The organism is Candidatus Marsarchaeota archaeon, assembly GCA_023473665.1.
GTDB lineage: Archaea > Micrarchaeota > Micrarchaeia > Micrarchaeales > Micrarchaeaceae > JAMCYM01.
In genome coordinates this window covers 239,790-260,516 of sequence record JAMCYM010000002.1, presented here as the reverse complement: position 1 = coordinate 260,516, position 20,727 = coordinate 239,790, and the positions used below count along the sequence as shown (strand labels likewise).

Annotated in this window: 25 protein-coding genes; 14 read left to right on the top strand and 11 right to left on the bottom strand. The window is 52.8% G+C overall.

The window, feature by feature from the left end; genetic code table 11:
* Window positions 1-4: 4 nt before the first annotated feature.
* Window positions 5-568: a hypothetical protein gene (locus M1158_02060; GenBank protein MCL5099886.1), complete on the top strand. Its 564-nt coding sequence runs from the start codon at window positions 5-7 to the stop codon at window positions 566-568.
* 65 nt (window positions 569-633) lie between these two features.
* On the opposite strand, the gene proS is transcribed toward M1158_02060, so the two are convergent.
* The 4 genes from proS to M1158_02040 all read right to left on the bottom strand — a co-directional run bounded on the left by proS (window position 634) and on the right by M1158_02040 (window position 4,226).
* The gene (gene proS, locus M1158_02055) at window positions 634-2,127 is read right to left on the bottom strand and encodes a proline--tRNA ligase (GenBank protein ID MCL5099885.1); all 1,494 of its coding nucleotides are present in this window, start codon (window positions 2,125-2,127) and stop codon (window positions 634-636) included.
* A 110-nt stretch (window positions 2,128-2,237) separates the two neighbouring features.
* Window positions 2,238-2,447 (bottom strand): hypothetical protein, encoded by a 210-nt coding sequence (locus M1158_02050; GenBank protein MCL5099884.1) that lies wholly within the window; start codon window positions 2,445-2,447, stop codon window positions 2,238-2,240.
* A 140-nt stretch (window positions 2,448-2,587) separates the two neighbouring features.
* The gene (locus M1158_02045) at window positions 2,588-3,235 is read right to left on the bottom strand and encodes a hypothetical protein (GenBank protein MCL5099883.1); all 648 of its coding nucleotides are present in this window, start codon (window positions 3,233-3,235) and stop codon (window positions 2,588-2,590) included.
* A 145-nt stretch (window positions 3,236-3,380) separates the two neighbouring features.
* Window positions 3,381-4,226, bottom strand: a complete 846-nt coding sequence (locus M1158_02040; protein ID MCL5099882.1) for a DMT family transporter — start codon at window positions 4,224-4,226, stop codon at window positions 3,381-3,383.
* Window positions 4,227-4,282: 56 nt separating this feature from the next.
* Here M1158_02040 and M1158_02035 point away from each other — a divergent pair, with 56 nt between their 5' ends.
* Window positions 4,283-5,836 (top strand): oligosaccharide flippase family protein, encoded by a 1,554-nt coding sequence (locus tag M1158_02035; protein ID MCL5099881.1) that lies wholly within the window; start codon window positions 4,283-4,285, stop codon window positions 5,834-5,836.
* Between the two features lies 1 nt (window position 5,837).
* Here the strand turns inward: M1158_02035 and M1158_02030 are convergent, their stop codons facing one another.
* Complete coding sequence (locus tag M1158_02030; protein ID MCL5099880.1) at window positions 5,838-6,500, bottom strand: hypothetical protein; 663 nt, start codon at window positions 6,498-6,500, stop codon at window positions 5,838-5,840.
* Between the two features lie 107 nt (window positions 6,501-6,607).
* Between M1158_02030 and M1158_02025 the strand changes: the two genes are divergently transcribed.
* The 4 genes from M1158_02025 to M1158_02010 are packed head-to-tail and all read left to right on the top strand — an operon-like array spanning window position 6,608 to window position 9,150.
* Window positions 6,608-6,832 carry a ribbon-helix-helix domain-containing protein gene (locus M1158_02025; protein MCL5099879.1) on the top strand — a complete coding sequence of 75 codons (225 nt, stop codon included), beginning with the start codon at window positions 6,608-6,610 and terminating at the stop codon, window positions 6,830-6,832.
* Window positions 6,833-6,839: 7 nt separating this feature from the next.
* Window positions 6,840-7,145 (top strand): hypothetical protein, encoded by a 306-nt coding sequence (locus M1158_02020; GenBank protein MCL5099878.1) that lies wholly within the window; start codon window positions 6,840-6,842, stop codon window positions 7,143-7,145.
* The gene (cysD, locus tag M1158_02015) at window positions 7,142-7,930 is read left to right on the top strand and encodes a sulfate adenylyltransferase subunit CysD (protein MCL5099877.1); all 789 of its coding nucleotides are present in this window, start codon (window positions 7,142-7,144) and stop codon (window positions 7,928-7,930) included. Before M1158_02020 ends, cysD begins: the two co-directional genes overlap by 4 nt.
* A gap of 8 nt (window positions 7,931-7,938) precedes the next feature.
* Window positions 7,939-9,150 carry a GTP-binding protein gene (locus tag M1158_02010; GenBank protein MCL5099876.1) on the top strand — a complete coding sequence of 404 codons (1,212 nt, stop codon included), beginning with the start codon at window positions 7,939-7,941 and terminating at the stop codon, window positions 9,148-9,150.
* Here the strand turns inward: M1158_02010 and M1158_02005 are convergent.
* Together M1158_02005 and M1158_02000 are read right to left on the bottom strand one after the other, a co-directional pair.
* Window positions 9,142-10,374: a glycosyltransferase family 4 protein gene (locus M1158_02005; GenBank protein MCL5099875.1), complete on the bottom strand. Its 1,233-nt coding sequence runs from the start codon at window positions 10,372-10,374 to the stop codon at window positions 9,142-9,144. The two genes, M1158_02010 and M1158_02005, sit on opposite strands and share 9 nt — an antisense overlap.
* Before the next feature lie 13 nt (window positions 10,375-10,387).
* Window positions 10,388-11,926, bottom strand: a complete 1,539-nt coding sequence (locus tag M1158_02000) for an alkaline phosphatase family protein (protein ID MCL5099874.1) — start codon at window positions 11,924-11,926, stop codon at window positions 10,388-10,390.
* A gap of 177 nt (window positions 11,927-12,103) precedes the next feature.
* Here M1158_02000 and M1158_01995 point away from each other — a divergent pair, with 177 nt between their 5' ends.
* A complete protein-coding gene (locus M1158_01995; protein MCL5099873.1) occupies window positions 12,104-12,757 on the top strand; it encodes a hypothetical protein in 654 nt (217 codons plus the stop codon).
* A 23-nt stretch (window positions 12,758-12,780) separates the two neighbouring features.
* Here M1158_01995 and M1158_01990 read toward each other — a convergent pair whose 3' ends face one another.
* Complete coding sequence (locus M1158_01990; protein ID MCL5099872.1) at window positions 12,781-13,020, bottom strand: hypothetical protein; 240 nt, start codon at window positions 13,018-13,020, stop codon at window positions 12,781-12,783.
* Between the two features lie 133 nt (window positions 13,021-13,153).
* Between M1158_01990 and M1158_01985 the strand changes: the two genes are divergently transcribed.
* The 5 genes from M1158_01985 to M1158_01965 all read left to right on the top strand — a co-directional run bounded on the left by M1158_01985 (window position 13,154) and on the right by M1158_01965 (window position 16,775).
* Window positions 13,154-13,465, top strand: coding sequence for a hypothetical protein (locus M1158_01985; protein MCL5099871.1), 312 nt, complete (start codon window positions 13,154-13,156; stop codon window positions 13,463-13,465).
* 113 nt (window positions 13,466-13,578) lie between these two features.
* Window positions 13,579-14,790: a hypothetical protein gene (locus tag M1158_01980; GenBank protein MCL5099870.1), complete on the top strand. Its 1,212-nt coding sequence runs from the start codon at window positions 13,579-13,581 to the stop codon at window positions 14,788-14,790.
* A 108-nt stretch (window positions 14,791-14,898) separates the two neighbouring features.
* The gene (locus M1158_01975; protein ID MCL5099869.1) at window positions 14,899-15,624 is read left to right on the top strand and encodes a hypothetical protein; all 726 of its coding nucleotides are present in this window, start codon (window positions 14,899-14,901) and stop codon (window positions 15,622-15,624) included.
* 25 nt (window positions 15,625-15,649) lie between these two features.
* Entirely contained in the window at window positions 15,650-16,177 is a 528-nt protein-coding gene (locus M1158_01970) for a hypothetical protein (protein MCL5099868.1), read from the top strand.
* A 22-nt stretch (window positions 16,178-16,199) separates the two neighbouring features.
* Window positions 16,200-16,775, top strand: coding sequence for a YdcF family protein (locus M1158_01965; protein MCL5099867.1), 576 nt, complete (start codon window positions 16,200-16,202; stop codon window positions 16,773-16,775).
* Here the strand turns inward: M1158_01965 and M1158_01960 are convergent.
* Together M1158_01960 and M1158_01955 are read right to left on the bottom strand one after the other, a co-directional pair.
* The gene (locus M1158_01960) at window positions 16,765-17,073 is read right to left on the bottom strand and encodes a hypothetical protein (GenBank protein ID MCL5099866.1); all 309 of its coding nucleotides are present in this window, start codon (window positions 17,071-17,073) and stop codon (window positions 16,765-16,767) included. The genes M1158_01965 and M1158_01960 overlap by 11 nt on opposite strands.
* Before the next feature lie 20 nt (window positions 17,074-17,093).
* Entirely contained in the window at window positions 17,094-17,354 is a 261-nt protein-coding gene (locus tag M1158_01955) for a hypothetical protein (GenBank protein ID MCL5099865.1), read from the bottom strand.
* Between the two features lie 217 nt (window positions 17,355-17,571).
* On the opposite strand from M1158_01955, the gene M1158_01950 reads away from it, so the two are divergent.
* Complete coding sequence (locus tag M1158_01950) at window positions 17,572-17,922, top strand: hypothetical protein (GenBank protein MCL5099864.1); 351 nt, start codon at window positions 17,572-17,574, stop codon at window positions 17,920-17,922.
* Window positions 17,923-17,976: 54 nt separating this feature from the next.
* Here the strand turns inward: M1158_01950 and M1158_01945 are convergent, their stop codons facing one another.
* Window positions 17,977-19,203: a site-specific integrase gene (locus tag M1158_01945; GenBank protein ID MCL5099863.1), complete on the bottom strand. Its 1,227-nt coding sequence runs from the start codon at window positions 19,201-19,203 to the stop codon at window positions 17,977-17,979.
* A 172-nt stretch (window positions 19,204-19,375) separates the two neighbouring features.
* Here M1158_01945 and M1158_01940 point away from each other — a divergent pair, with 172 nt between their 5' ends.
* Entirely contained in the window at window positions 19,376-20,704 is a 1,329-nt protein-coding gene (locus tag M1158_01940) for a hypothetical protein (protein MCL5099862.1), read from the top strand.
* Window positions 20,705-20,727: the final 23 nt, after the last annotated feature.

Sequence of the window (20,727 nt, the reverse complement as noted above, 5' to 3'; positions counted from 1 at the left end):
GAGTGTGAATAGAAAAATATTTGTTGCAACAACAAACGAAGGCAAACTGAAGGAGTTCAGAGAAGCATTTGGAGGCAGCGGCATAGAAATAGAACCTTTGTCAATAAAATTTAACGAATTACAGCAAGATGATTTGCAGAAAGTTTCACAACAGAAGGCGTTGGACGCATTTGGGCAGATAAAAAAACCGATACTTGTTGATGATTCCGGTATATATATAGACAGGTACAACAATTTTCCCGGCACAAACACCAAACAGATAATTGAAGGTCTTGGTATCGAGGGTATCAAGAGGCTTATAGACGAGGGGGATAGAGCCCATTTCTTCACGATCCTTTCGTATATGGACGAGTCGTCCGATGTACCGGTAACATTTACTGGAGAGGCGTATGGCAGACTCTCATTAAAATATAATGGAGGGGGAGAGACAGGTTTTCCATTCAACCAACTCTTTATACCGGATGGTGATTCTAGATTTGTATGTGAAATTCCAGTAGGTGAGAGAATCAAGTTCAGCCACAGAATGAAAGCGGCGTCTAAATTCAAAGAGTATATTCTTACTAAGTGATTTTGATCTAAAAACAGATACTTAATGAAAAAGATACTGAAATTAACTGATAGTGGTAGAAATATTCAATAAGTCCTACCGAAGAACATCTCAACTGAATGACCACTCTTCCCACAGGCGGCGCACGCACCGTGCACCTCTTTGTCAGGAACGAAGCCTATTGTCGGTATGCCTATCTCTTCCTCGAGCTTCCTGCCGCATTTCTCGTCGCCGCACCACGGCAGGCCGACCATCCCTTGCCGCTCGGTGTACTTCGACTTCAGCTCTTCAACGGTATCGAAGTGTAAGATCCTTCCTTTAAGGTAATCGCGCGCCCTTGCTTTCATGTTTTCGGAGATTTCACCCATCAGTTCAGTGATGCGCTTAGCGGCACCGCTCGCATCGACCGTTTCCTTCTTGCGCGTGTCGCGCCTGAAGAGCACCAGCTTGCTCGCCTCTACCTCTTTGGGCCCCATCTCGATCCTGATAGGCACGCCCTTCGCCTCCCACTCGTAGTACTTGTCGCCTACGCCGCGGTCGCGCAAATCAGCAATTGCCCTAAATCCCTTTGAAGTCAGTATATCCCGTATTTCGAGGGCTCTTTTCTTCAGCTCGTCCGTCATGCCTTTCTTCATTATGGGCACCACGACAACCTGCACCGGCGCTATAACAGGCGGCATTATTAGGCCATTGTCGTCGCCGTGTATTGCTATCACGACCCCCAACTCGCGCTCTGATATGCCGTAGCACGTCTGATGCACGTATTCCTCCTTGTTGTCGCTCGTCCTGTAGGTAAGCCCATAGGCTTTCGCAAACTTGGTGCCCAGATTGATTACGGAACCGAGCTCTATCGCCTTGCCATCTGGCATGACTGACATTAGGTCGTAGTTGTACATCGCACCCGCGAATGTGTCCCAGCTTGGGGTCTTGACTACGATATATGGTACGAGCAACCGGTCAAAGAACTCGCTATACACAGTAACGCCTTCGCGTATCTGCGCATCGGCTTCCTCGGCAGTGGCATGGAATGTATGTGCCTCCTTGAATTTCGCTATCTCCCTGAGCCTAAGCATTGGTCTCGTCTGCTTGGTCTCATGCCTGAATACGTTTACTATCTGGTAGAGCTTTAGGGGCAGGTCGTTCACCGACCTTATCCAGAGCTTCACGCTCTCGTACATGCCAGTCTCGGACGTAGGCCTGATATAAAGCCTCTCAGTAAGGTCGTCATTTCCCGCCTTTGTGACTACATAAGCTTCGCCAGTGAAGCCCTTCAGGAAGTCGTGCTCCTTGCCAAACACCGATTCGGGCACAAGCATCGGGAAGTACACTTCTTCGTGGCCCGTCTTGTCAAGCAGCTCCTGCATTATCCCGAGCATCAGCTTCAGCGTCCTGTAGCCGTAGGGCTTCCATATGTACATACCTTTGACAGGATAGCGCGTGTCTACGAAGTCGCTCACCTCGAGCGCCCTGTCATACCAGTCCGGAAAGTCTTTCACCTTGTTTATAGAGAATGTTATCTTGGTGCCGGCCTGCGTTTTATCCTTTCCTATATCTTCTGAAGGTGTATCCTCGTGTTTCATGTCTAAACACTGCCATCAATTACAAAAGGCTTCTGACGAAGGGATTTCAGCATAAGCACATAAAAGCCTATCGTGTAGCTTATAGCGCTAGTAACCGTAAGAAATGGCAGTCAGCTATATGTAGTATCATTTGATATTACCTCTATGGGCCGGGTTTGATTCAACGACCGTGTCTGTTTTATGACGGGGAGCGGCGGCGTGTAAGTGAGCAGATAGGTGACTATCACTATAGCTATGGCCACGCCCGCTATCACGTATACGAGTTTCCTGTTCCTTCTCTTTTGCTGCTGCGGCTGGTCAGTTTGTTCGTTCTGGACCATGCTCCCATCATGCACCTCTATCTGTGTATGTGCATGTTATTATTACCTGCGCAAATTTTCGTTTTTCTTGACGGGACAGATCGCATCATTTTGCTTGATGCTGTCTGTCGAGTTTCCCCCATATGCGCGCACTCTAGCAGTCAAGATGTGTGGAAGCCGAAGTATTCCAATGAGAACGTCACTGATACGTTAGATGGCGCATAGTTCTGCATTATGAAGTAATTGGTGCCGTTCATGATTGGTATGCGGTATGCCTTGCCCTGCTCCGGAAATATCGTATAAGATGCATTCTCATAGAGCAGGTTGTGCAGCTCGTACGGCTTGAGGGCGGAATCGGTGACGCCTATATCAAAGGCGCTGCCTGTACTGTTCACGCTGAAGATGAGGTAGCCAGGATAGACGGCATTGAACACGTACGTGTAGTTCGAAGACACCCAGTGAATCGTGAAGTTGCCGGTAGTATGATTGTAGGTGGTAGTGACATTAAGGGGCGGCAGGTTCACTCTATAGGAAGCGAATAGCACTTTGTAGTATTGATGGGTAAGATTGTATTCGGCACCGGTGTACATTGCAGTGATGTTGAGCAACTTGCCTGCCGTCGAGGCAAGGAGGGCTGAGTTGTTATCCAGCTGGCTTTGGAGTGTGGCGAGTTTGGCCTTTGTTGATGACAGTGCCGTTGAATATGATTGATGCGCAGTAAGGTAGAGGTACGCAAAGACGCCCGTGCTTATCACGAGCAGCGCTACCACAAAATAGAGCGCAAGCATGCGTTTCGCGGAACGACCCATCACGGCAATCCCTATGTGTCTCGCCAGCCAACATCTATAAAGTTATATACCTACGCTCAGATGCCTTCGTGGTGCACAGCCTATAGGTGCTGTTAGATTCTGATTAGAATTGCATCGTTGCTTTGGGGTCTGCCGGCTTCAGCCATCACGCGCCCAGTATCATACCTCCAGTCACTACGACCGCAAGGCCCGCAATTTGGAGCTTGGTCAGCCTGTCGTGATATGCGAAATGCGCAAACACCCCTACGATAGCTGGCGACGTATTCGACAGCACCGTGCCGATCACCAGCTGTCTCATGGAGACGAGGAAGCTGTACAGCGAGTTGCCGATGCCGGATGCCAGCCCTGCCGAAAGGCCGATTGCCGCTCCGCGCGCATTAATCTTGGCCATGTTTCCCATACGCCTTGTATTGGCAAGCATTACGGCTGATACCAGCACGATGTCCGCCACGAAGCTTATCCATACCGGGAGAAGGCTTGTGCTCGAGTGCGCGATCGGATACACAAGCGCAATCCAGCCAAAGGCCCAAAATACATTAGCCAGCATTGCGGGCAAGAGGCCCTTGTTGAACTTGTGGCCCTTCTCGAACGAGACCATAAGTATGCCCAGCACCACGAGAACCATGCCAAAGCCCTGCGCCAAGGCTACGCTTTCGTGTAATGCGAGTATGCCGTACAACGCGATAAGCACGACCTGTATCTCGATGGTGGCGAAGGCGTTCGATGCCTGCTCTCTCTTCAACGACACGTAGAAGAACAGGTAGCCTATGGCTGTGAATACGCCGCCAAGGATCGAGAGCGCTATCGAGTACGTGCTTATGCTGAAATGGCCTAGGAACAGCAGCACCATGCCTATGAGAAGGAGGTTGCCGGCAGCTATCACAAAAGAGGTGAGCATGCTGCCGTACCTGGACGCGAAGCTCTTGATGAGTGTGCCCGATATGGACCACGAAAGCGCAGCAAAGATGGCAATCGCAATGGGCTCTATCATACTGTCGTTGATATAACCAATATCACATTTATAGACCTTGGTTGAGATTGATGTTGATGGCAGAAGACACGAACAATGATGCCGGCCTGGGTGCGCGGACCGCCAGGAGCGGTGCGGTATACGTCACAGGGCAGGTGCTCGGCTCGATCGCAATACTCGCACTCTTTGCAGTGCTTGCCCGGCTCTTCAGCGTGACGAACTGGGGGCTTTACTCAATAGTGATAGCGTTCTACACCCTATTCGGCACGCTCGGCAACTTCACCATAGGCACCGCAATGAGGAAGAAGCTCGTCGAGCAGAAAGGTGTAGAAGCGAAGAGGAAGATGCTCTCCAATGCATACATCGCGACGATGGCCATCGCGACAGTGTTGGCAATAGCAGGAATCGCGGCGAGCGGTTATGTCGCAAATGCGGTCTACCACCAGCCAGGGCTGGCGCACGCCTTCATGCTTGTGTCGCTGCTCGTATGGCTTTGGGCGCTCTTCAACCTGACTATGGCCTCGCTCGTCGCCCTTGACAAGGCGAAGGAGGGCGCAATAATAGACATAGTATACTCGTACGTGCAGCTCGCAGTCGCACCTACGCTGGTCATTCTGGGTTATGGCATAATCGGCGCGGTCACAGGATTGGCAATAGGCATCGTGGCGGCCACGATAGTGGGCCTTGTCTTCGTGACGCGCGCAGTCGGCTGGATAGGCGTGCATTTCGACGGCACGCAAATGAGGAACATACTGTCTTTCGCAACTCCTGTCTATCTCTCGAACCTTGTAGCCCAAGGCGTCTACAGCTTCGCGCTGCTCTTCGTAGCAGGGTTCGTCTCCGCAGCAATAGTCGGGAACTATAACATAGGCTATGAGATGGGCGGGGGAGTCGGCATAATAATATCGACCGCTGCATTCGTGCTCCTGCCTGCTTTCTCAAAGGTCGCAGCCCATTCTGCGGCAAATGAGCGCATAGGGCATTCGCTCAACAGGAGCATACACTATACGCTGATCTTCCTTGCGCCTGTCGTAGCGTACATCGTATCTGTCTCTATGCCGTTGACTTTCATACTTTTCTCGCACAAGTACACGTATGCACCTTTCTACCTGTCGCTTGTGGCAGTGGGTTTTGCCATAGGCGTCATATGGAATTACGCAAGCACGATGCTGCTAGGCATGGGTTCGGTAAAGAAGTTCCTGCGATACCAGCTGCTAGCTGCAGCCATAGAGCTGGCACTCCTCTTTGCGCTTACTCCCATATTCAAGGTTGTAGGCATGATAGTCGGCATATTCATAATATTCCAGATTGCGATGGACATAATCTATATCTTGGAGTTCAGGAGAAGCGTAGGCTACAGGCCCGAATTCGGCAAACCCGCCAGGGTTGCCATTGCTGCTGCGGTCCTCTTCGTGCTCCTGTATGCCGTGTCGTATGCGCTCTCGTTTGGCTATGCCTCGTTGTTGGCGAATGTCGCGCTTGCTTTACTAGTATATCCGCCGCTTCTTGCATTCACCGGCGGCGTATCAAGCTCCGACATATATTTTCTTAGGCATGCGCTTGGAGGAGGCAGGCTCGCAGCGCCGCTGGAAAAGCTATTGGATTATGCGTCGTTATTTGTGCCTGGATGAGTCAGCGCCCGCGCAGCACCTTGAAGTCAACAAAGCCTAGCCACAGCAGCAGTATGCCTATGAACTCCGATATGTACAGGAACTCTGGCATAGCGGCAATGTACAGCGTGCCGGCAACAGATACCACTATCACTCCGATTATTATGCTCGCCATCCTGTAGCTGTGGCGCCTAGAGTAGCTGAGCAGCGCTATTATTATCAGTATCGCAGCCGCTGGGAATGTAGCAAGCGATGAGAAAACAACCACGAGAAGCGGCAGCGGCCCGAACACCACGTACGTCTGGATTATGTTCGGGAAATGCGATACTGCGACGGAATACGCGACGAATGCGCTGATTACGACTACGAACACAGCATAGAGCCGCTTCAGCAGCCTAGACGCAATCAGCTGCATAGAGCCCATGGCCAGCATCTCGACGAGCAGTGCGACCACGAACAGATACAGGCCGATAAGCGCGTTGCTGTAGATGCCGAGGGCGAAGAGCGTTTCGAGCAGCACTCCGAACGAGAAGAGCCACATCCCTGCGCTCCAGAAGATATGGCTCCTGCGGCGGCCCCTCATGTAATCGAGGGTAAGCAAGCCGGCCAGGACAACGCTCAGCACCAATATTGCCGTGGTAGATAAAACAACGACGAGCTGGAATCCGTCCATCGCATCCACCATCACGGTTTGCGTGCCAAAGGCTTTTAATGTTTGCCGGGCGGCGATGCCGCGCAAAGGGAAACATTTATATAGATTAATGTCATTACATTATTCTATATGGTAAGACCATGAAAACGCGATTGCAGAATAAGAGAAAGTACACCACGATAACAATACCAGCGCCGCTATTCGAGCGCATAAGGGCGAACATAAGGAGTACTGGCTTTTCATCAGTTTCAGACTACGTGACGTACGTCATGCGCGAAACGGTCTCGGAGATGGAAATGAAGAAGGCAGGAAAGGCAGCCAAATCAAGCGTTATGGAGAAGCTGCAGGCTCTCGGATACGCATAGTGATAGAATGGCAAAAGCAAACCTGCAGGCCGCAGTAGACGCCCTTTGGGAGAAGCCAAGCGAGGAGAACTGGAAGAAGTTTGCGAAGACACTGCCGATGAGCGGCCTGAAATACTACAAGGTCGTATACCAGAAAGGCAAGCTGCAGAGGGCGCAGGACCTCACCAAGTCGTATGCTCAGCTCTACGACTCAAAGCAGAGGCCTGTGCTCCGAGTCCCGATCTTCGAGAAGAGGAATGGAAAAGTGACAGGCGCAACGTATTATATTAAGGGGCTGCTGGCCGTGAACAAGCCTGACGAGTGGATAAAATGATAGAGCAGGACCTCAAGACGCTGGAGGAGAAGAGCATATACATAATACGAGAGGCGAACCTCAAGTTCAAGAACGTAGCAGCACTGTGGAGCATGGGCAAGGACAGCACAACAATGCTCGCTCTGACTAGGAAGGCGTTCATGGGCAAGATACCGTTTCCAGTAATTCATATCGACAATGGAATAGACTTCCCCGAGACGTACGCCTTCAGGGAGTGGCTCGCGAAGAAATGGAACTTCAAGGTCATAGTCGGGCACAGCGAGATCAAGCCTGATCTGATAGGCTCGGCGTGCTGCGGCAAGAACAAGCCCGAGGCGCTGAAGAAGATAATGGCAGAGTATGGATTTGATGCCCTCATCGTTTCGATAAGGCGCGATGAGCATGGTGTGAGAGCAAAAGAGAGATACATGAGCCCAAGGGACAAGAGTTTCCATTGGGATTACAAAAACCAGCCGGCGGAGCTGTGGGATGACTACGCAAGCAAGCTTAGCGACAAGGAGCACATGAGGGTGCATCCTCTCCTTGACTGGAACGAGATCGATGTGTGGCGGTACATAAAGCAGGAGCGTATACCGGTCAATCCTCTTTATTTTTCGAGGAACGGTTTTAGGTACAGGAGCCTTGGCTGCACGCACTGTACTATAGCCCTGAAGTCAAATGCCAAAAACGTAGACGACATAATAAAGGAACTCGAGATAACAAAGCAGGAGGAGCGTTCGGGCAGGAGCATGGACAAAGAGCATGAGGCCGCAATGCAGAGGCTCAGGGCTCTCGGATACATGTAGGCGCTGCTATGATAGTCAAGAACATTGCTTTGCTGGGCCACAAAGACCATGGCAAGTCCACTTTGATAGGCCAGTTGCTGATACAGACCGGAGCTGCGACAAAGGTGCGCATTAAGGAAGCGGAAACTTACAGCAAAAGACTCGGCAGGGCCTTCGAGCCAGCATTCATCCTAGACAGCTTCGCCGAGGAAAGGCTCAACGAGATGACATATGACACCACGAGGGCCGAGATAAAGCACAAGGATCTGGCGTTCGCGCTCATAGACGTGCCGGGACACGAGGAGCTCATAAAGAACATGATAAGCGGAGCGAGCTACGGCGAGGGCGGCGTGCTGCTCGTTTCGGCGAAACCTGACGAGGGCATACGCGACCAGACGAAGCGCCACCTGTTCATAGCCCGCATGCTGGGCATAAACAGGCTGATAGTCGCTGTAAACAAGATGGATACAATAGGCTACAACTCAGACAGGTTCAATGCCATTGCCAAAAGCCTCAACGAATTCATACTATCGATAGGTTTTGAGGCGCGCAACGTCGCGTACATACCTATATCAGCCTATGCCGGAGAAAACCTGACAAAGAAAAGCATGATGATGAAGTGGTACAAGGGCAAGCCGCTGATAGACCTGCTGTACGACAACTCAAGGCAGCCCACAGCCGAAGGAGGCAATGAACTGAGGATAGTTGTCCAAGGCACGCTGCCAAACGGCATGGTGGCCGGGAAGATAGTAAGCGGTAGCGTAAAGCTCGGCGAGAAGGTTGTGGTGCTGCCAGAGGGCATCCCAGCCACGATAGGCAGCATAGTGGTCAGGGGCGCAAAGGCAAGGGTCGGGACCGCAGGAGAGAATGTCGCGCTTTCGCTGGAAGGCGCGCTGCCAAGGGAAATGCGCGGTGCGCTGATATCGGCCACGGCTGACATACCTAAGGTCACCGACAGGATAAGGCTCAAAGTGTTCGTGACCGGCGCTTTCGGAAAGTCGATGAGGGTGAAGTTCAACGGTGTAGACATACCATGCAAAACGATAAGGGTGCTGCGCACAATAGACACGACGACCGGCGAAATTGTTGCCTCTACGAAGCCTAAGCTGCTGGAGGCTGTTGAGGCTGACGTCACTCTTGCAAGAAAAGTGCCTGTAGAGAGCTATGGCGTTACACGCGAGCTCGGCAGGTTCGTGCTGTACAACGACGACAGGTTCGTCGGCATAGGCATCTCAGAATGAGCCTGTGCTGTTGAACTTCTTCAGCGCAGCTGCGTACGCGTCCATCTGCTTCTCCCTGCTGTACTCGTCGGCTATCCTGCCTGAAAGCGCGATGAGCCTGCGCCGCAGCTCCCAATTACTGAAGAACCTCTCGATCTTCGCCTTCAGGTCCGCCACATCAGACGGCTCGAATGTATAGAGGCGCTTCCCGAAAAGGCGCTCTATGTCCTCGTTTATCGCCTTCCTCGAGAGCAGCAACGGCAGGCCCATTGTTGCGGCTTCGATGAACGTCGCATTGAACGATTCCCACACCGACGGCAGGACATAGAGGTCTGCAAGGCTGTAGTAGTATGCGAGCGTGCGCTCGGGCACCCTGCCGGTCAGCCTTATCCTGCTGTCATGCGCGGCCATGGCCTCGTATTCGGGGCGCGACCTGCCGTCGCCGACTATCAGGAGGCGAAGCTTATCGCCCTTCATGCCGGTGAACGCCCTTATCAGCGTGCCGACGTTCTTCTGCGCCTCTACCAGCCTCCCGAGGTACAGGACGACATTGTCGCTTTTCCTTATGCCCAGCTTGCTCCTCAGGGCCTCAAGCCTTCGCGCGTTTACCGTTGTGCTATCCATCAGCGAGCTGCTGTGTATAACAGTGACGTTCCGGTTGAACGCCCTGACGGACCTGTACTGCTGGGCATTCAGCGCTATCACGCCGTCGAAGAAGCGGAAGAAGCGCCTCTGCGCCCGCCTTATTGGCGTGAACACACCGGTGCCGAACGTCAGCTGTATTATGTTGTAGTCGAGCGAGCCCTTGTATGCGCCAGAGGCGTTGGCGTGCTCTATGTAAAGAAGCTTGGCTGAGCCAAGATGGCGCCTCAGCGCCTTGAGCACTATGTAGTCCTGTATCGAGCTCGCGAGCACTATGTCGGGCCTGACCCTTTCCACGTATTCCCTCATCTCCGCGGTGTTTATGCCTATAGCAGAGTAGGAGCTGTAGTAGGCTACGCGCATGAGCCTGCTGTCCACGAGTCGGTTCAGGCCATGCCCCTCTATGCCGGACTTCAGGCCCTTCTGCCTCGACTCCCTCAGGAAAAGGGCGTTCCTGGCATTCTTCAGGTACTCTGTCCGGTAGCCCATGTAGAAGGTCTCGATGCCGCGCTTGGGCAGCTCGCGGAAGAGATTCGCGGCTACGCGCTGCGCGCCGCCCACGCCGCCGAGCCTGGAACTGACATCAACCAGCAGCACTTTCATAGGATCGCCATGGCTAGAATATCGGCCCGTACCTTTTGTCGTTTCGCGGCTCCAGGCCGAAGTATTTCATTATTGTGGGCTCGATGTTGTACACGTAGAGCTTCCTCTTGGCTATGGCGCGGTAATCCAGCCTCTCGCCGTAGCTCAGGACCCCGAATATGCCGTTCCTGAGGTGGTCGCCGCTCTTGGCGGCCTCTGGCGCCATGAATAGCCCTCCGCTCTTCAGGTAGCCGAACGAGTCCAGCAGGTAGCCTTCCCTCGCCTCTGCGAATATGTCAGGGGCTATGAAGAGCTTTGTGCCCTCGTAGTACCTGTCAGCGTCGTACGTTTTTATTATGATCGGCTTGCCGTCCTTGCCCTTGATTCCGAGGAGCTCCCGCATTATCCTCCTTTTCAGCGCGGGCTTCTCCTTGGCACTCACTATGCCGTGGTCGAACCTGCCGTCGTTTATGTAGATGGTAGCTACTGGGCAGTTCGCTATGCTCGCGAACGCCCTGGTCCTGCCCATGTCCAGGTCGAAGTCGTGTATGCGTACGTAGTCCCCCTGCCCTACCCCAGGCAGAAGCCTTGATATCGTCGACTTTGCCACGCCCTTCAGCGCAGGTGGCAGCCTGTCGTACAGCACCTTCCTGGAGCCGCCGCGCTGCACGCTCTTGAGCACTCTCTCGCGTATGTTGTACCTTAGGCTGCCGGCCGCGCTCGCGCTCTCGAGCTCTTTCTCAATGGCGCCCTGGAGGTGCGCGTAGCCTTTGCCTATGAGCCAGCCGTTCATGAGCAGCTTCTCTCTTATGGGCTGGCCGCCGTGATCCGACACCACCATGACAGTAGCGCGCTCCCGCTCTGCTCGCGCCTCCACCCACAGCATGAAATCCGATATTGCTTCGTATAGCGGCATCACGTATTCCTTCCATTCGGGCCTGCCGAGGGCGAAATGCTGCATCCTGTCCTGTTCCGTGAAGCAGATAAACGACATATCGTAATCTTTCTTGGCCATGAGCTCCTTGCTGACCGCTACCCTCTTCTCTATGCCCTTAAGGTAATCGTGTGCGCCCTGGGCGAGCGTATACTCGCCGCGCTTCATCTTCATCTCTATCTCGTCGGGCTCGCCTTTGTAGGAGTGCCGCATGGCGATGCCCCTCACCCATGGGGAGCTGAACTTCGCCGGCAACGGAAATCCGGTTATCATGTCGACATTCTTCTCGGCCGAAGGCTTGACCAGCATGGCCGGCGTGACCACGAGGCTGCGCAGGCCGTGCTCTGCCATCATGTCCCAGAACGGCGGCCTTATCGACGGATCGTAGAAGACCACGCTCTTGCTGTAGTTGCGCTCCATTCGCTGGAATTCGGGCACGCCGTGCTCGCCCGGCTTGAAGCCTGTGTATATGCTCGGCCATGACGGGCCGGTCATGGGCGGCATGGTCGACTCCAGGTCCATGAGCACGCCATTGCCTAAGAGGCTCTCGAAGCCCCTGAGCCTGCGCTCCCTTATATTGTTCCGTACCATCCAGAGCGGCGCGGAGTCTATCCCGATCAGGTACAGCTTGTTTGTCATAGTATCGCTATTAGCACGATGCTTGGCGCCCTCTCCTGCCAAAGGGATAGGTTGCCATATTGGGATGCCGATGCACATACATGCGCATCTGGCACTCCACAGCATTCTTTTGCACGGAACCAATAAATACCTTGAAGCGCCCATCTCCGGCAGGTGCGGCCAGCACTGAGCGATTACATGCCGTTCAGAACGTGGAGTCGCAGGGTAGTCTATGTCGTGCCTGAGCCAGAGAAGCGCGCGCGAGAGGCCGTGCTCCTTGCCAGCGATATCATGAAACTGGGCACGGAAGACGGGCTCATGCCAGATCTGCTTATTCCCGGCCATTCGTGCAGCGATGCGGTCCGGCTGTGGCCCGAATCTGCGCGCCTGCTCGCTCATCCGCCAAACCCGCTCCATATAAATCCGGCGAGCGGCAGCAAGCCTACCTACAAGATAATAGATTGGTCAGTCGACGAGGCGTACGTCATTGATGGCGTTTCGGTGGTGCTCAACATGCCCGACCGCATTGTCATAGAGACCCTGTCAAGGGACCCTTCACACAGTGATGTGTACAACCTTTCCATAGTTGACAGCCTGCCGGGGCATTTGATAGAGGAAACCTACAGAATCCAGTTTTCTTTGGATGCTGCGTCGGTAAATATTTTACTCCGCACCCATCCGCACAACCTTACTCAGCGGGCCCTCGGCCCGTACAAGATCGAAAGCGGCGACATGCACGCTACAGGAATCGGCGGAGCTGACGAGAAAAACATCAGCATGCAGGACGAACTGCTAATACGCAAAGAGAATGCGGCCCAGCGTGATGGCGGCAACGGCGGCATATACGAATGATCCGGTGCCCCAGGGCCTGCAGCCTATTCGTCACCTTCTTCGTATATCTCGATTATCTGTCCCTGGCCTAGGCCGCTCGGCCATTTGTCGAGCTTGACGCAGAGCATCGAATCCGCAACGTGGTCGACCTTGCCTGGCCAGACCTTTTCCTCCTTGTCCACGTAGCGCGCCTTGCGGCCCACGAGCTGTTCCGCCGGCACATCGGTATTAGGTATGACGAGCAATTCCTGCTCGTTGAGCACTGCTATTATAGCGCTTATCATTGGAATCGTGGCTATTGCGCAGCCTGCATTTAAAAACCTGCGCGGAAGAGGCGCAGAAGTCAAATCCTGCGCGCGCCTGCTTTAAATATCTTTTTTCTCAAGGCATTTGGTAGCACAAGGCAGGCGATACGTGATGGATGAGAAAGGCAATAAATATGCAGTTGAGCGCCTCATAAACTGCTTCGAGACTGCAAACAAAGAGATAAACGAGGCGCTCGGGCAGAATGTGCCGGAGCGCGAGCTCAAGGCGCGCGTCAGGATATTCGTTGGCGACGCCTTCAGGAAGTGCGACGTCGATGTGAACAACCCTAGCAAGGATGGGCTTCGGAAAGCGATGGAACTGTGCAGGCTCAACACCGAGAAGATGCTCGGGCCAAAGGCAGGGCCGATAATAAAGAAGCACTACGCCGAGATGAGCGAGATAATAGAGAAGCTGCCTGACTGAGCTTGGCGCAATTTGGAAGCGCACAGACCTAACAACCGCAATGAACTATATCTCTATCCCAGGCAGGTCCATACAGAAAGCTTTTTATATGTATATTTTAAAATATACAAATTATGATTATACAAAGGCCGGAAGAGGTTAGGCGCCTAGAAACCAAAAAGTGGGTGCTGGTTTATGGTAGGCGGAAGACTGGAAAAACGTTTCTCGTGCAAAACTTCGTGAAATACGACTCATACTATTTCGTAAACAGGGACAGGACTATAATATCTGATGAGGACGGAGTGCAGGTGCCATACGAGGTGCTCGTTGACAGGCTAAGATTCGGAGCAAAGAATGGGCAAACGATAGTAATCGACGAATTCCATAGGCTTGGCGGTTCGTTCTTGGACGTGCTGCAGTCTATAGGCGCGGGCGGCAAGCTGATACTGGTAACTTCGACGCTTTTTCTTGCGAAGCAACTGCTATCAATAAGATCCCCAATAATGGGCCTTTTCAACGAAGTGCAGATACCGATAATTTCTCTTGGAGAAAGCCTTGAGGCGCTCTCAAAGGAGAAGCTTGATAATAAAGAGCTTGTGGAAACAGCCATAATGCTTAGGGAACCGCTAGCTGTGGCGTTTTACGATAAGAATAAGAACGCCGGGGAAATCATGGGTGACGTTTTACTAGGCTCGGCAGAGGCCGTGCCGGCCCTGTTCGGAGAGATACTAATCGAGGAGGATAAAGGAACAACAGCAGTGTTCGAGGGTATCATCAGAGCCGTGGCAGACGGTAAAACCACATCTGGCGAGATATCAAGCAGCCTGTTTTCCAAAAAACTTGTGGCGAAAGACGATCCCAGCTTTGTCCAGTCCTATCTCAGTACGATGGTAAAAATAGGGCTGCTAAGGCGCATTAAAGTATATGAGAAAAACAAATTTGCGTACAAGATACCTTCCCCGCTAATGAAGCTGTTCTTCTATGCAGATGAGAAATATGGGATTTCGCAAAGACGAATAAAAAGCATTGAGGCCAACCGGATCATCACAGAACTTCTTCCACACATCGTCGAAGACAATATTCGTGAACATATTGCGGACAAACTTGGCCTTCAGGAATATGTATTTGAAGCGAAGGATTATGATGTTGATGGCGTGCTGGTAAGGTTCAACTCCGTGCAAGTGGTTTTGGAGGTCAAATGGGGCGGTAAAGTCAGCGGGGAAGATGTAAGGAGAGCGGAGGAAAGCCTTGGCAGGATAAATGCCAAACGCAGAATACTGTTCGTCCAGGACAAGAAGAACGTTCATTCTGATATGCTTGAGATCATGGATGCCTCAGATCTATAGGTAGAAACGTTATACACAGCCTTATTCCTGGTAGCATTCCCATGGATGCATTCAAGCTTGGCACCCAGCAAGCTATAAATAGCAATATGAAGCATTGAGAGCGGAAGCATGCTGCGCCTTTTCCACAGGAGGGCTGCGTACGTGCCCAACGCCGGCTATGAGGGCACGGCAGAGCGCGCCATCTATGACAACGCTAACGAGCGCGCGCATGCTATAGCTGCAGACGCCCTATCGCACTTTGGGCGCGCATCAGGCATCGAGGCGAGGATGCCGAAGCTGCGCATAGTGCATGACATGGCCTACAGGCGCGGCCCGTTCGTCATAAATGCCAGCGCATATGATAATGCCACGGGCGAGCTGCGCATAGACCCTTTATGCATCGACGACTTCCACATAGCCGAAGGCATAGCAAGGCATAACCTCGAGCTCTGGCACGCAGCAGAAGAGGCGAAAGGCGCCACTTTCTATGCGAAGGGCCCGCTGCTCGAAGCCATAAGAAGGAGTGCGCCCCGGCTCTTCGCGCTTTACTACGAGCTGAGGGGCCTTCCGGCCATTCAGCGCGGCAAGGCCGTCCTGGACCGCATGGGCATCAGACCAGGTTCGGAACGCGTGGCAGAGGTGCTAGGCTACGTCGCATGCGGGGACATGAAATCGTGGGGGCTTGTGGAGAGCCGCGGGCCCGAAATGGCGCACGACGTCTTCGTCGGCGAGCTCTACGCCTCGCAGAGGTTCAGCATATACAACACAATGCACATGCTGCTCAGGACAGAGCCCAGCAGGCTATGGGAGCGCTCCCGCACCATGCTGCGCAATACAACAAAAAACACAATTTAAATATCTGGAAAGGTGCAATATAATCATGGGAAACACGGCCGCTAAGCCAAATGACAAGCATCACATCAGCTCGATTCACGACTATCTTGAGTATTACGGGCCGCTGACAGAGACCGCTTCTGCACATGATGCTGAAGGTACCGATGGTACATCAAGTGTACCAAGGCGCACGGCCGGAGACAGGCTTACAACGAAAGAGGAGTTCGACTCAATAAAGCCGAACAGCACCCTTGCAGTATGCGTGCAGATAGCCCCGAACGGCCTAACAAAGTCCGAGAACGAATGGGCTTATAACACGTACGACCTCAATATATTAGCGATGCTGCGAAGAAGCGATAATGCTATTGAATACAGGACCATCTACGTAATTGAACTTCCGAGCTCGGTGGCCGACAGCCTCCTTGATGATTACAATACCCTGATGGCTGCAGGCAAGGCCGCGTATCTCGAGGCCGATGTCAGGCATTCGTCCCACCTCGGCAGCGCTGACATTTCTGACGAATTTACGGTTAGCTATGGCCTGAGCAGGAGGATACGGCTGCTTACCGATTAATTTACACCATGATGTGGCGCAAATGCAGAAGCAGGAAACGCACGTAATCATAGTTCTGGGCGACCAGCGGAAGGCCATTTCCGAGAGGCGCGCCGACAAGGCGGTAGAAGTTGCAAAGCAACTCCTGCGGCCAGGCATGGACGTCAATGTCATAGTAACTGGCACAAAGACCGAGACGACCCACATCTCCCATAAGATCATCGCTGGGCTAGAACGCGGAGCCGCGCCTGGCAGCTACAGACTGCACCTCGACTTCAGTGCCAACAGCACGATAGACAACTTCCGCAACAGCGAGCGTATAATGAGAGCGATGCGCATGCCTGCCGATGCGCAACTCCACATAGTGACATCGAGATTCAATGCGATACGCGCTATTGGCATCTGGAAGGCTTCCAACCACGGCTTTGAGCTGCATCTCTCTGAAGACCCGTTCGGCATGATGTTCGTGAGGACGCCGATAGAGTTCGTCAGTACATGGACCGGGGCGTTGGGGTTTGGATATCAGGATAACAAGGCATTATCAAAGCTCAAGGCCATGCTATACCAGGGCAAGGAATCGGAACAGGCACAAAAGAACCATACGCGGCCTAATATCTGAAGCGCCGCTCGTACTCTTTGTGGGGAAACAACTCGAGTAATATGGCGATTATTTCTATTTCATCGCCAACTAAGGAATGGACAAGCCTCCAGGCATCCGGCAGATTGTATTTCCAGAGGTTGTTTATCCCGTATCGCTGCCTGTACACCTTAGGTATGAGGCGTTTCGGTATTGCTATGCCGCAGACCGGATCCGCCTTAATGTCATCGGTTGCCCTCTCCAGAAATTTGTAAAGAAGCGGATTCTCTTTCCGCAGTTTATAGTAGGCCCTCTGCACCTTCTTGTCCGCAAAGACCACCCTGACGCTCCTGCTTGCGCTTATTTCAACACAAAACCGCTGCTGCGGTATTTCTTCACCAGACCAGGCCCCCACACCCAGATTATCTTTCCATCCTTCTGGACTATCTTTCCCGAGTCCTCGAGGTAGGCTACTATGACATTGAATGTCTGATACATCACACGTTTCCTCAGCGACAGCCAGAGCTGCCTCTTCGACGGGTACTCCCTGGCCCTTTTTATCGCCTCTTCCACCATGAGCACCGTGTCGAGTCTGGGGTAGTGCAGTAGTCTACCGGCCATGATATTATATAAGTCTATATAATATATATTCTTATCCATCGAGCGGCGCCCTGACCTATCATCTGATTTCTTTTATTCGAGTAAACATATATATACTTTGCTAAAATACACTGAAGTCATTCGGGCGATGCGGGACTTACAGGTTCTCAATAATTCGACTTCTGACGAATATGGCTTCGTCTTTAAATGCGTGGCATGCGCAAGCGATGCTGATACGATGTCCGAACAGAGATTTGCTCAGAGGCCAAGCACAGCCGAGAGGGCTGATATCACGACAATGCTGCGGAAGACCGCAAAGCAGCGCGAGATGCTGGACAAGATAGTGGAGGAGCTCGAACTCGATTGCGAGAGCGCGCCTTTCAGATCGAGCCATTACCGCGAGGACCGACTTGTGCTCTACAAGGCAATACGCAACGAGCTTGAGGCATCGGCATTCGCCTCTGCAGCCGCGCCCGACAGCGCGCCGCTGGCTGAGACGCTCGGCGCCACATCGCTGCGCGCCAAGGCAGCAATTGTCACTTATAGCGAGCTGAACGCGCGCTACGTTGGGAGGGGCAAGCCTATCTGATAGGATGATAGAGCCACTTCATCTTAATCTCTAGGGGCTCGTCTAAATATCATCCTATAATCGAAGACTGTCATTGCCGGCAATGCGCGTCCGCCTTTTTTCATATGGCAGTTTGGTATCACAGTTTCTAACATCTTCATGATTCTTCATCCACTCGACAAAAAGCCGCTCGAGAGTAGTTTCGTCTTTCCCTTGCCGAAAAGCCGCATTTACGTCAAGCGCCGATCCGCATCTGGAGCAGAACCTTGCATCAGTTGTGTTCACGAACATGCAGCGGGGACATTCCTTAACAGGCAAAGATCTCTCCCATGCTTCATGTGCCTTCAGCCCATTCGCCTTGCGTAGCGCGTTGGCGACGTCTTCTGCGGCCATGTGCACGTACGTCAGCGATGGCGTCTGGCTGCCCTTGGCCCAGCCGTAGAAATTCCGCAGCTGCTCCTCGTTGAGCCTGTTCGCGTTGTAGGTTGCCGAGGAATGGCGCAACAAATGCCACCAGATGCCCTTGGGCTTGGCGAGGCCGGCCTCCCTGGCAACCTTTTTCAGCATCGCGTTCATGCCCGGTGCTTCCAGGCGGCCCGCGCGACGATCATGCACCAGCCGCTGCCAGAGCCAGTCGTCAGGTTTCAGTCTGGGCCTGCAGTCGTCCAGGTAGCGCGCTATATATAACGCAGAGCCGAAGATTGGGATGCGCCGCATGCCCGTCTTGCCCGAGACCGTGACCCAGGCCTGCTGCGATACCAGGTCGACGTCCCTTACCCTCATGTTAACGACCTCGCCGCTCCTCAGCCCCGCCTCGAAGCCGAGCGAGATGAGGGCCCGATCACGGCTGTTGCCTGCGGCCTCTATCAGCAGCAAAACCTCTTCGGGTCGCAGCACATCGGAGGGCGTTATCCTCCCGAAATCCTTGGTCGAAAGCTTGATCCATTGCACTGCGGCCGGTTGCATAACCCCGTCGCCGAACTCCTGCTTCATGAACGACTTCAAGACCTTCTTGTAATCATACTCGGCGGCGGCCGAAACTCCGAGCCTCTTGATTCTGAGCAGAAGCTTCTCGAAGTCCTCGCGCTTCGCCCTGGAAAAGTCGAATGCGGGAGAGAGCTCCAGGATGCGCCTCAGGTAATAGATGTGCTTGCTGATGGTCCTGGGGTTCCTGTCCAGCGCCAGTAGTCTGTCAGCGTACTTTCGGGCCAGTTCCATGTTGCCGCCGCTCACCCATTTGATGTGACTTATCCTCTCTAACTGCGCTTCCACTTCTCTCATAGTATTCTCTGGATATCTCATCCAATCACTATCCTGAACCTATAAACCCTTTTACCTGCATATAAAAATTTATACACCATTACAATATTGTAGGTTCTTAATAATTGTGTAGATTCATCCAGCCGCTAAAGCGATTGTTTTTTTGTAAAAGATATTTTATGAGAACTAAACAAACTTCCTTCGAAAACCTTGTTTGCTGCTCCCAGTAAGCATCACAGTGTCGTACGGCAGCACGGTCACATACTCTTATGCGTCTTCTGTGGCAGGCGGCAGCGGCACACAGTATGCATATTCGTCGCTGAGCGGCTGCAGCCAGAGTGCGCAGTCAGGCAGCTTCACTGCCTCGTCGTCATGTACTGTCACAGCCTCGTACACCACCCAGTACTACCTAACGATGGCAGTAAGTCCGTCGGGAACTGGCTCAGTCTCTCCAGGCAGCGGCTGGTACAACAGCGGCTCCGGAGTCGGGATAAGCGAATCTCCTGGCAGCGGTTATATATTCCAGAGCTGGTCAGGTTCGGGATCCGGCTCGTATTCCGGCACATCAACGAGCACGAGCATAACGATGAGCGCCCCGATCACAGAAACTGCAGGGTATATAACTCCAGTATATAATCCTACCTCCTTAGATAATTCGAGCGCAGTGGTAATATACAATTCGGGAACAACCTTAACTGGCGATATTGTGGCCTGCAATATAACAGTAGATAGCGGTGTCACACTAACGACCATCGGCTATGGTCTTAAAGCCCTCCTGAATGTCAATATTAACGGTGCAGTTAATTCAGGTACGCAAAGCCTGAGCACAGGTGCTTACACTAACCCCACCGGCGGTTATAACACAACGACATCATGGTGTAATATGTTTACTAGCTCGTATGGAGGCTCTGGTGGCAGTGGCGGCGGTAGCAATACATATGGCGGAGCTAACGGATGCAATACGAGCGTTAGTGGGGGTCTTACCTCAGCGGCAGGTCAGGTCGGAAATAACGGTTCTACACCCCCGGCCCCTGTGCTGAGTTCATCTCTCGTAGGTTCTGTGGAAGCAAATCCGACAGGCTACTTAAATGGCGGCTCTGGAGGCGGCGGCGCAGGCAGTTGTTTATTCTCAGGCTGCGTTACTGGCGAAGGAGATGGAGGCACGGGTGGTGCTGCTGGTTATGGCGTATATATACAAGGATTTACCGTTAGCATAACTGGTTCGATCAACACCGCAGGAGCAAGCGGACAAATCGGGCAAGCAGAGTATGGCACACATGTTTATAGTAAAACTATTACAGACAAGGGCACATCAGATGGTGCTAGTGGCGGCGGCGGTGGCGGGGGGAGTATATTAATAGTTTACGGAAATGGAGGGTATACTCCAGGCATCTACACATATTCGGGCGGTAGTGGAGGACCGCAAAATAATGTCTCTTTAGGGGGAGCCTCCACGATAGGACAAGCAGGCGGTTCAGGCGGTTCAGGCCAGGTATTAACATACCAAAATACGTCTTTGTCGAATAGCTATCATTGCACCTAACCCAACCAAAAGAGCATAAAATC

Bases quoted from the DNA above. Each gene is read 5' to 3' on its own strand.
- proS (MCL5099885.1), bottom strand. From the start codon at position 2,127: ATGAAACACGAGGATACACCTTCAGAAGATATAGGAAAGGATAAAACG.
- M1158_02050 (MCL5099884.1), bottom strand. From the start codon at position 2,447: ATGGTCCAGAACGAACAAACTGACCAGCCGCAGCAGCAAAAGAGAAGG.
- M1158_02045 (MCL5099883.1), bottom strand. From the start codon at position 3,235: ATGGGTCGTTCCGCGAAACGCATGCTTGCGCTCTATTTTGTGGTAGCG.
- M1158_02040 (MCL5099882.1), bottom strand. From the start codon at position 4,226: ATGATAGAGCCCATTGCGATTGCCATCTTTGCTGCGCTTTCGTGGTCC.
- M1158_02035 (MCL5099881.1), top strand. From the start codon at position 4,283: ATGGCAGAAGACACGAACAATGATGCCGGCCTGGGTGCGCGGACCGCC.
- M1158_02030 (MCL5099880.1), bottom strand. From the start codon at position 6,500: ATGGTGGATGCGATGGACGGATTCCAGCTCGTCGTTGTTTTATCTACC.
- M1158_02025 (MCL5099879.1), top strand. From the start codon at position 6,608: ATGAAAACGCGATTGCAGAATAAGAGAAAGTACACCACGATAACAATA.
- M1158_02020 (MCL5099878.1), top strand. From the start codon at position 6,840: ATGGCAAAAGCAAACCTGCAGGCCGCAGTAGACGCCCTTTGGGAGAAG.
- cysD (MCL5099877.1), top strand. From the start codon at position 7,142: ATGATAGAGCAGGACCTCAAGACGCTGGAGGAGAAGAGCATATACATA.
- M1158_02010 (MCL5099876.1), top strand. From the start codon at position 7,939: ATGATAGTCAAGAACATTGCTTTGCTGGGCCACAAAGACCATGGCAAG.
- M1158_02005 (MCL5099875.1), bottom strand. From the start codon at position 10,374: ATGAAAGTGCTGCTGGTTGATGTCAGTTCCAGGCTCGGCGGCGTGGGC.
- M1158_02000 (MCL5099874.1), bottom strand. From the start codon at position 11,926: ATGACAAACAAGCTGTACCTGATCGGGATAGACTCCGCGCCGCTCTGG.
- M1158_01995 (MCL5099873.1), top strand. From the start codon at position 12,104: ATGCCGTTCAGAACGTGGAGTCGCAGGGTAGTCTATGTCGTGCCTGAG.
- M1158_01990 (MCL5099872.1), bottom strand. From the start codon at position 13,020: ATGATAAGCGCTATAATAGCAGTGCTCAACGAGCAGGAATTGCTCGTC.
- M1158_01985 (MCL5099871.1), top strand. From the start codon at position 13,154: ATGGATGAGAAAGGCAATAAATATGCAGTTGAGCGCCTCATAAACTGC.
- M1158_01980 (MCL5099870.1), top strand. From the start codon at position 13,579: ATGATTATACAAAGGCCGGAAGAGGTTAGGCGCCTAGAAACCAAAAAG.
- M1158_01975 (MCL5099869.1), top strand. From the start codon at position 14,899: ATGCTGCGCCTTTTCCACAGGAGGGCTGCGTACGTGCCCAACGCCGGC.
- M1158_01970 (MCL5099868.1), top strand. From the start codon at position 15,650: ATGGGAAACACGGCCGCTAAGCCAAATGACAAGCATCACATCAGCTCG.
- M1158_01965 (MCL5099867.1), top strand. From the start codon at position 16,200: ATGCAGAAGCAGGAAACGCACGTAATCATAGTTCTGGGCGACCAGCGG.
- M1158_01955 (MCL5099865.1), bottom strand. From the start codon at position 17,354: ATGGCCGGTAGACTACTGCACTACCCCAGACTCGACACGGTGCTCATG.
- M1158_01950 (MCL5099864.1), top strand. From the start codon at position 17,572: ATGTCCGAACAGAGATTTGCTCAGAGGCCAAGCACAGCCGAGAGGGCT.
- M1158_01945 (MCL5099863.1), bottom strand. From the start codon at position 19,203: ATGAGATATCCAGAGAATACTATGAGAGAAGTGGAAGCGCAGTTAGAG.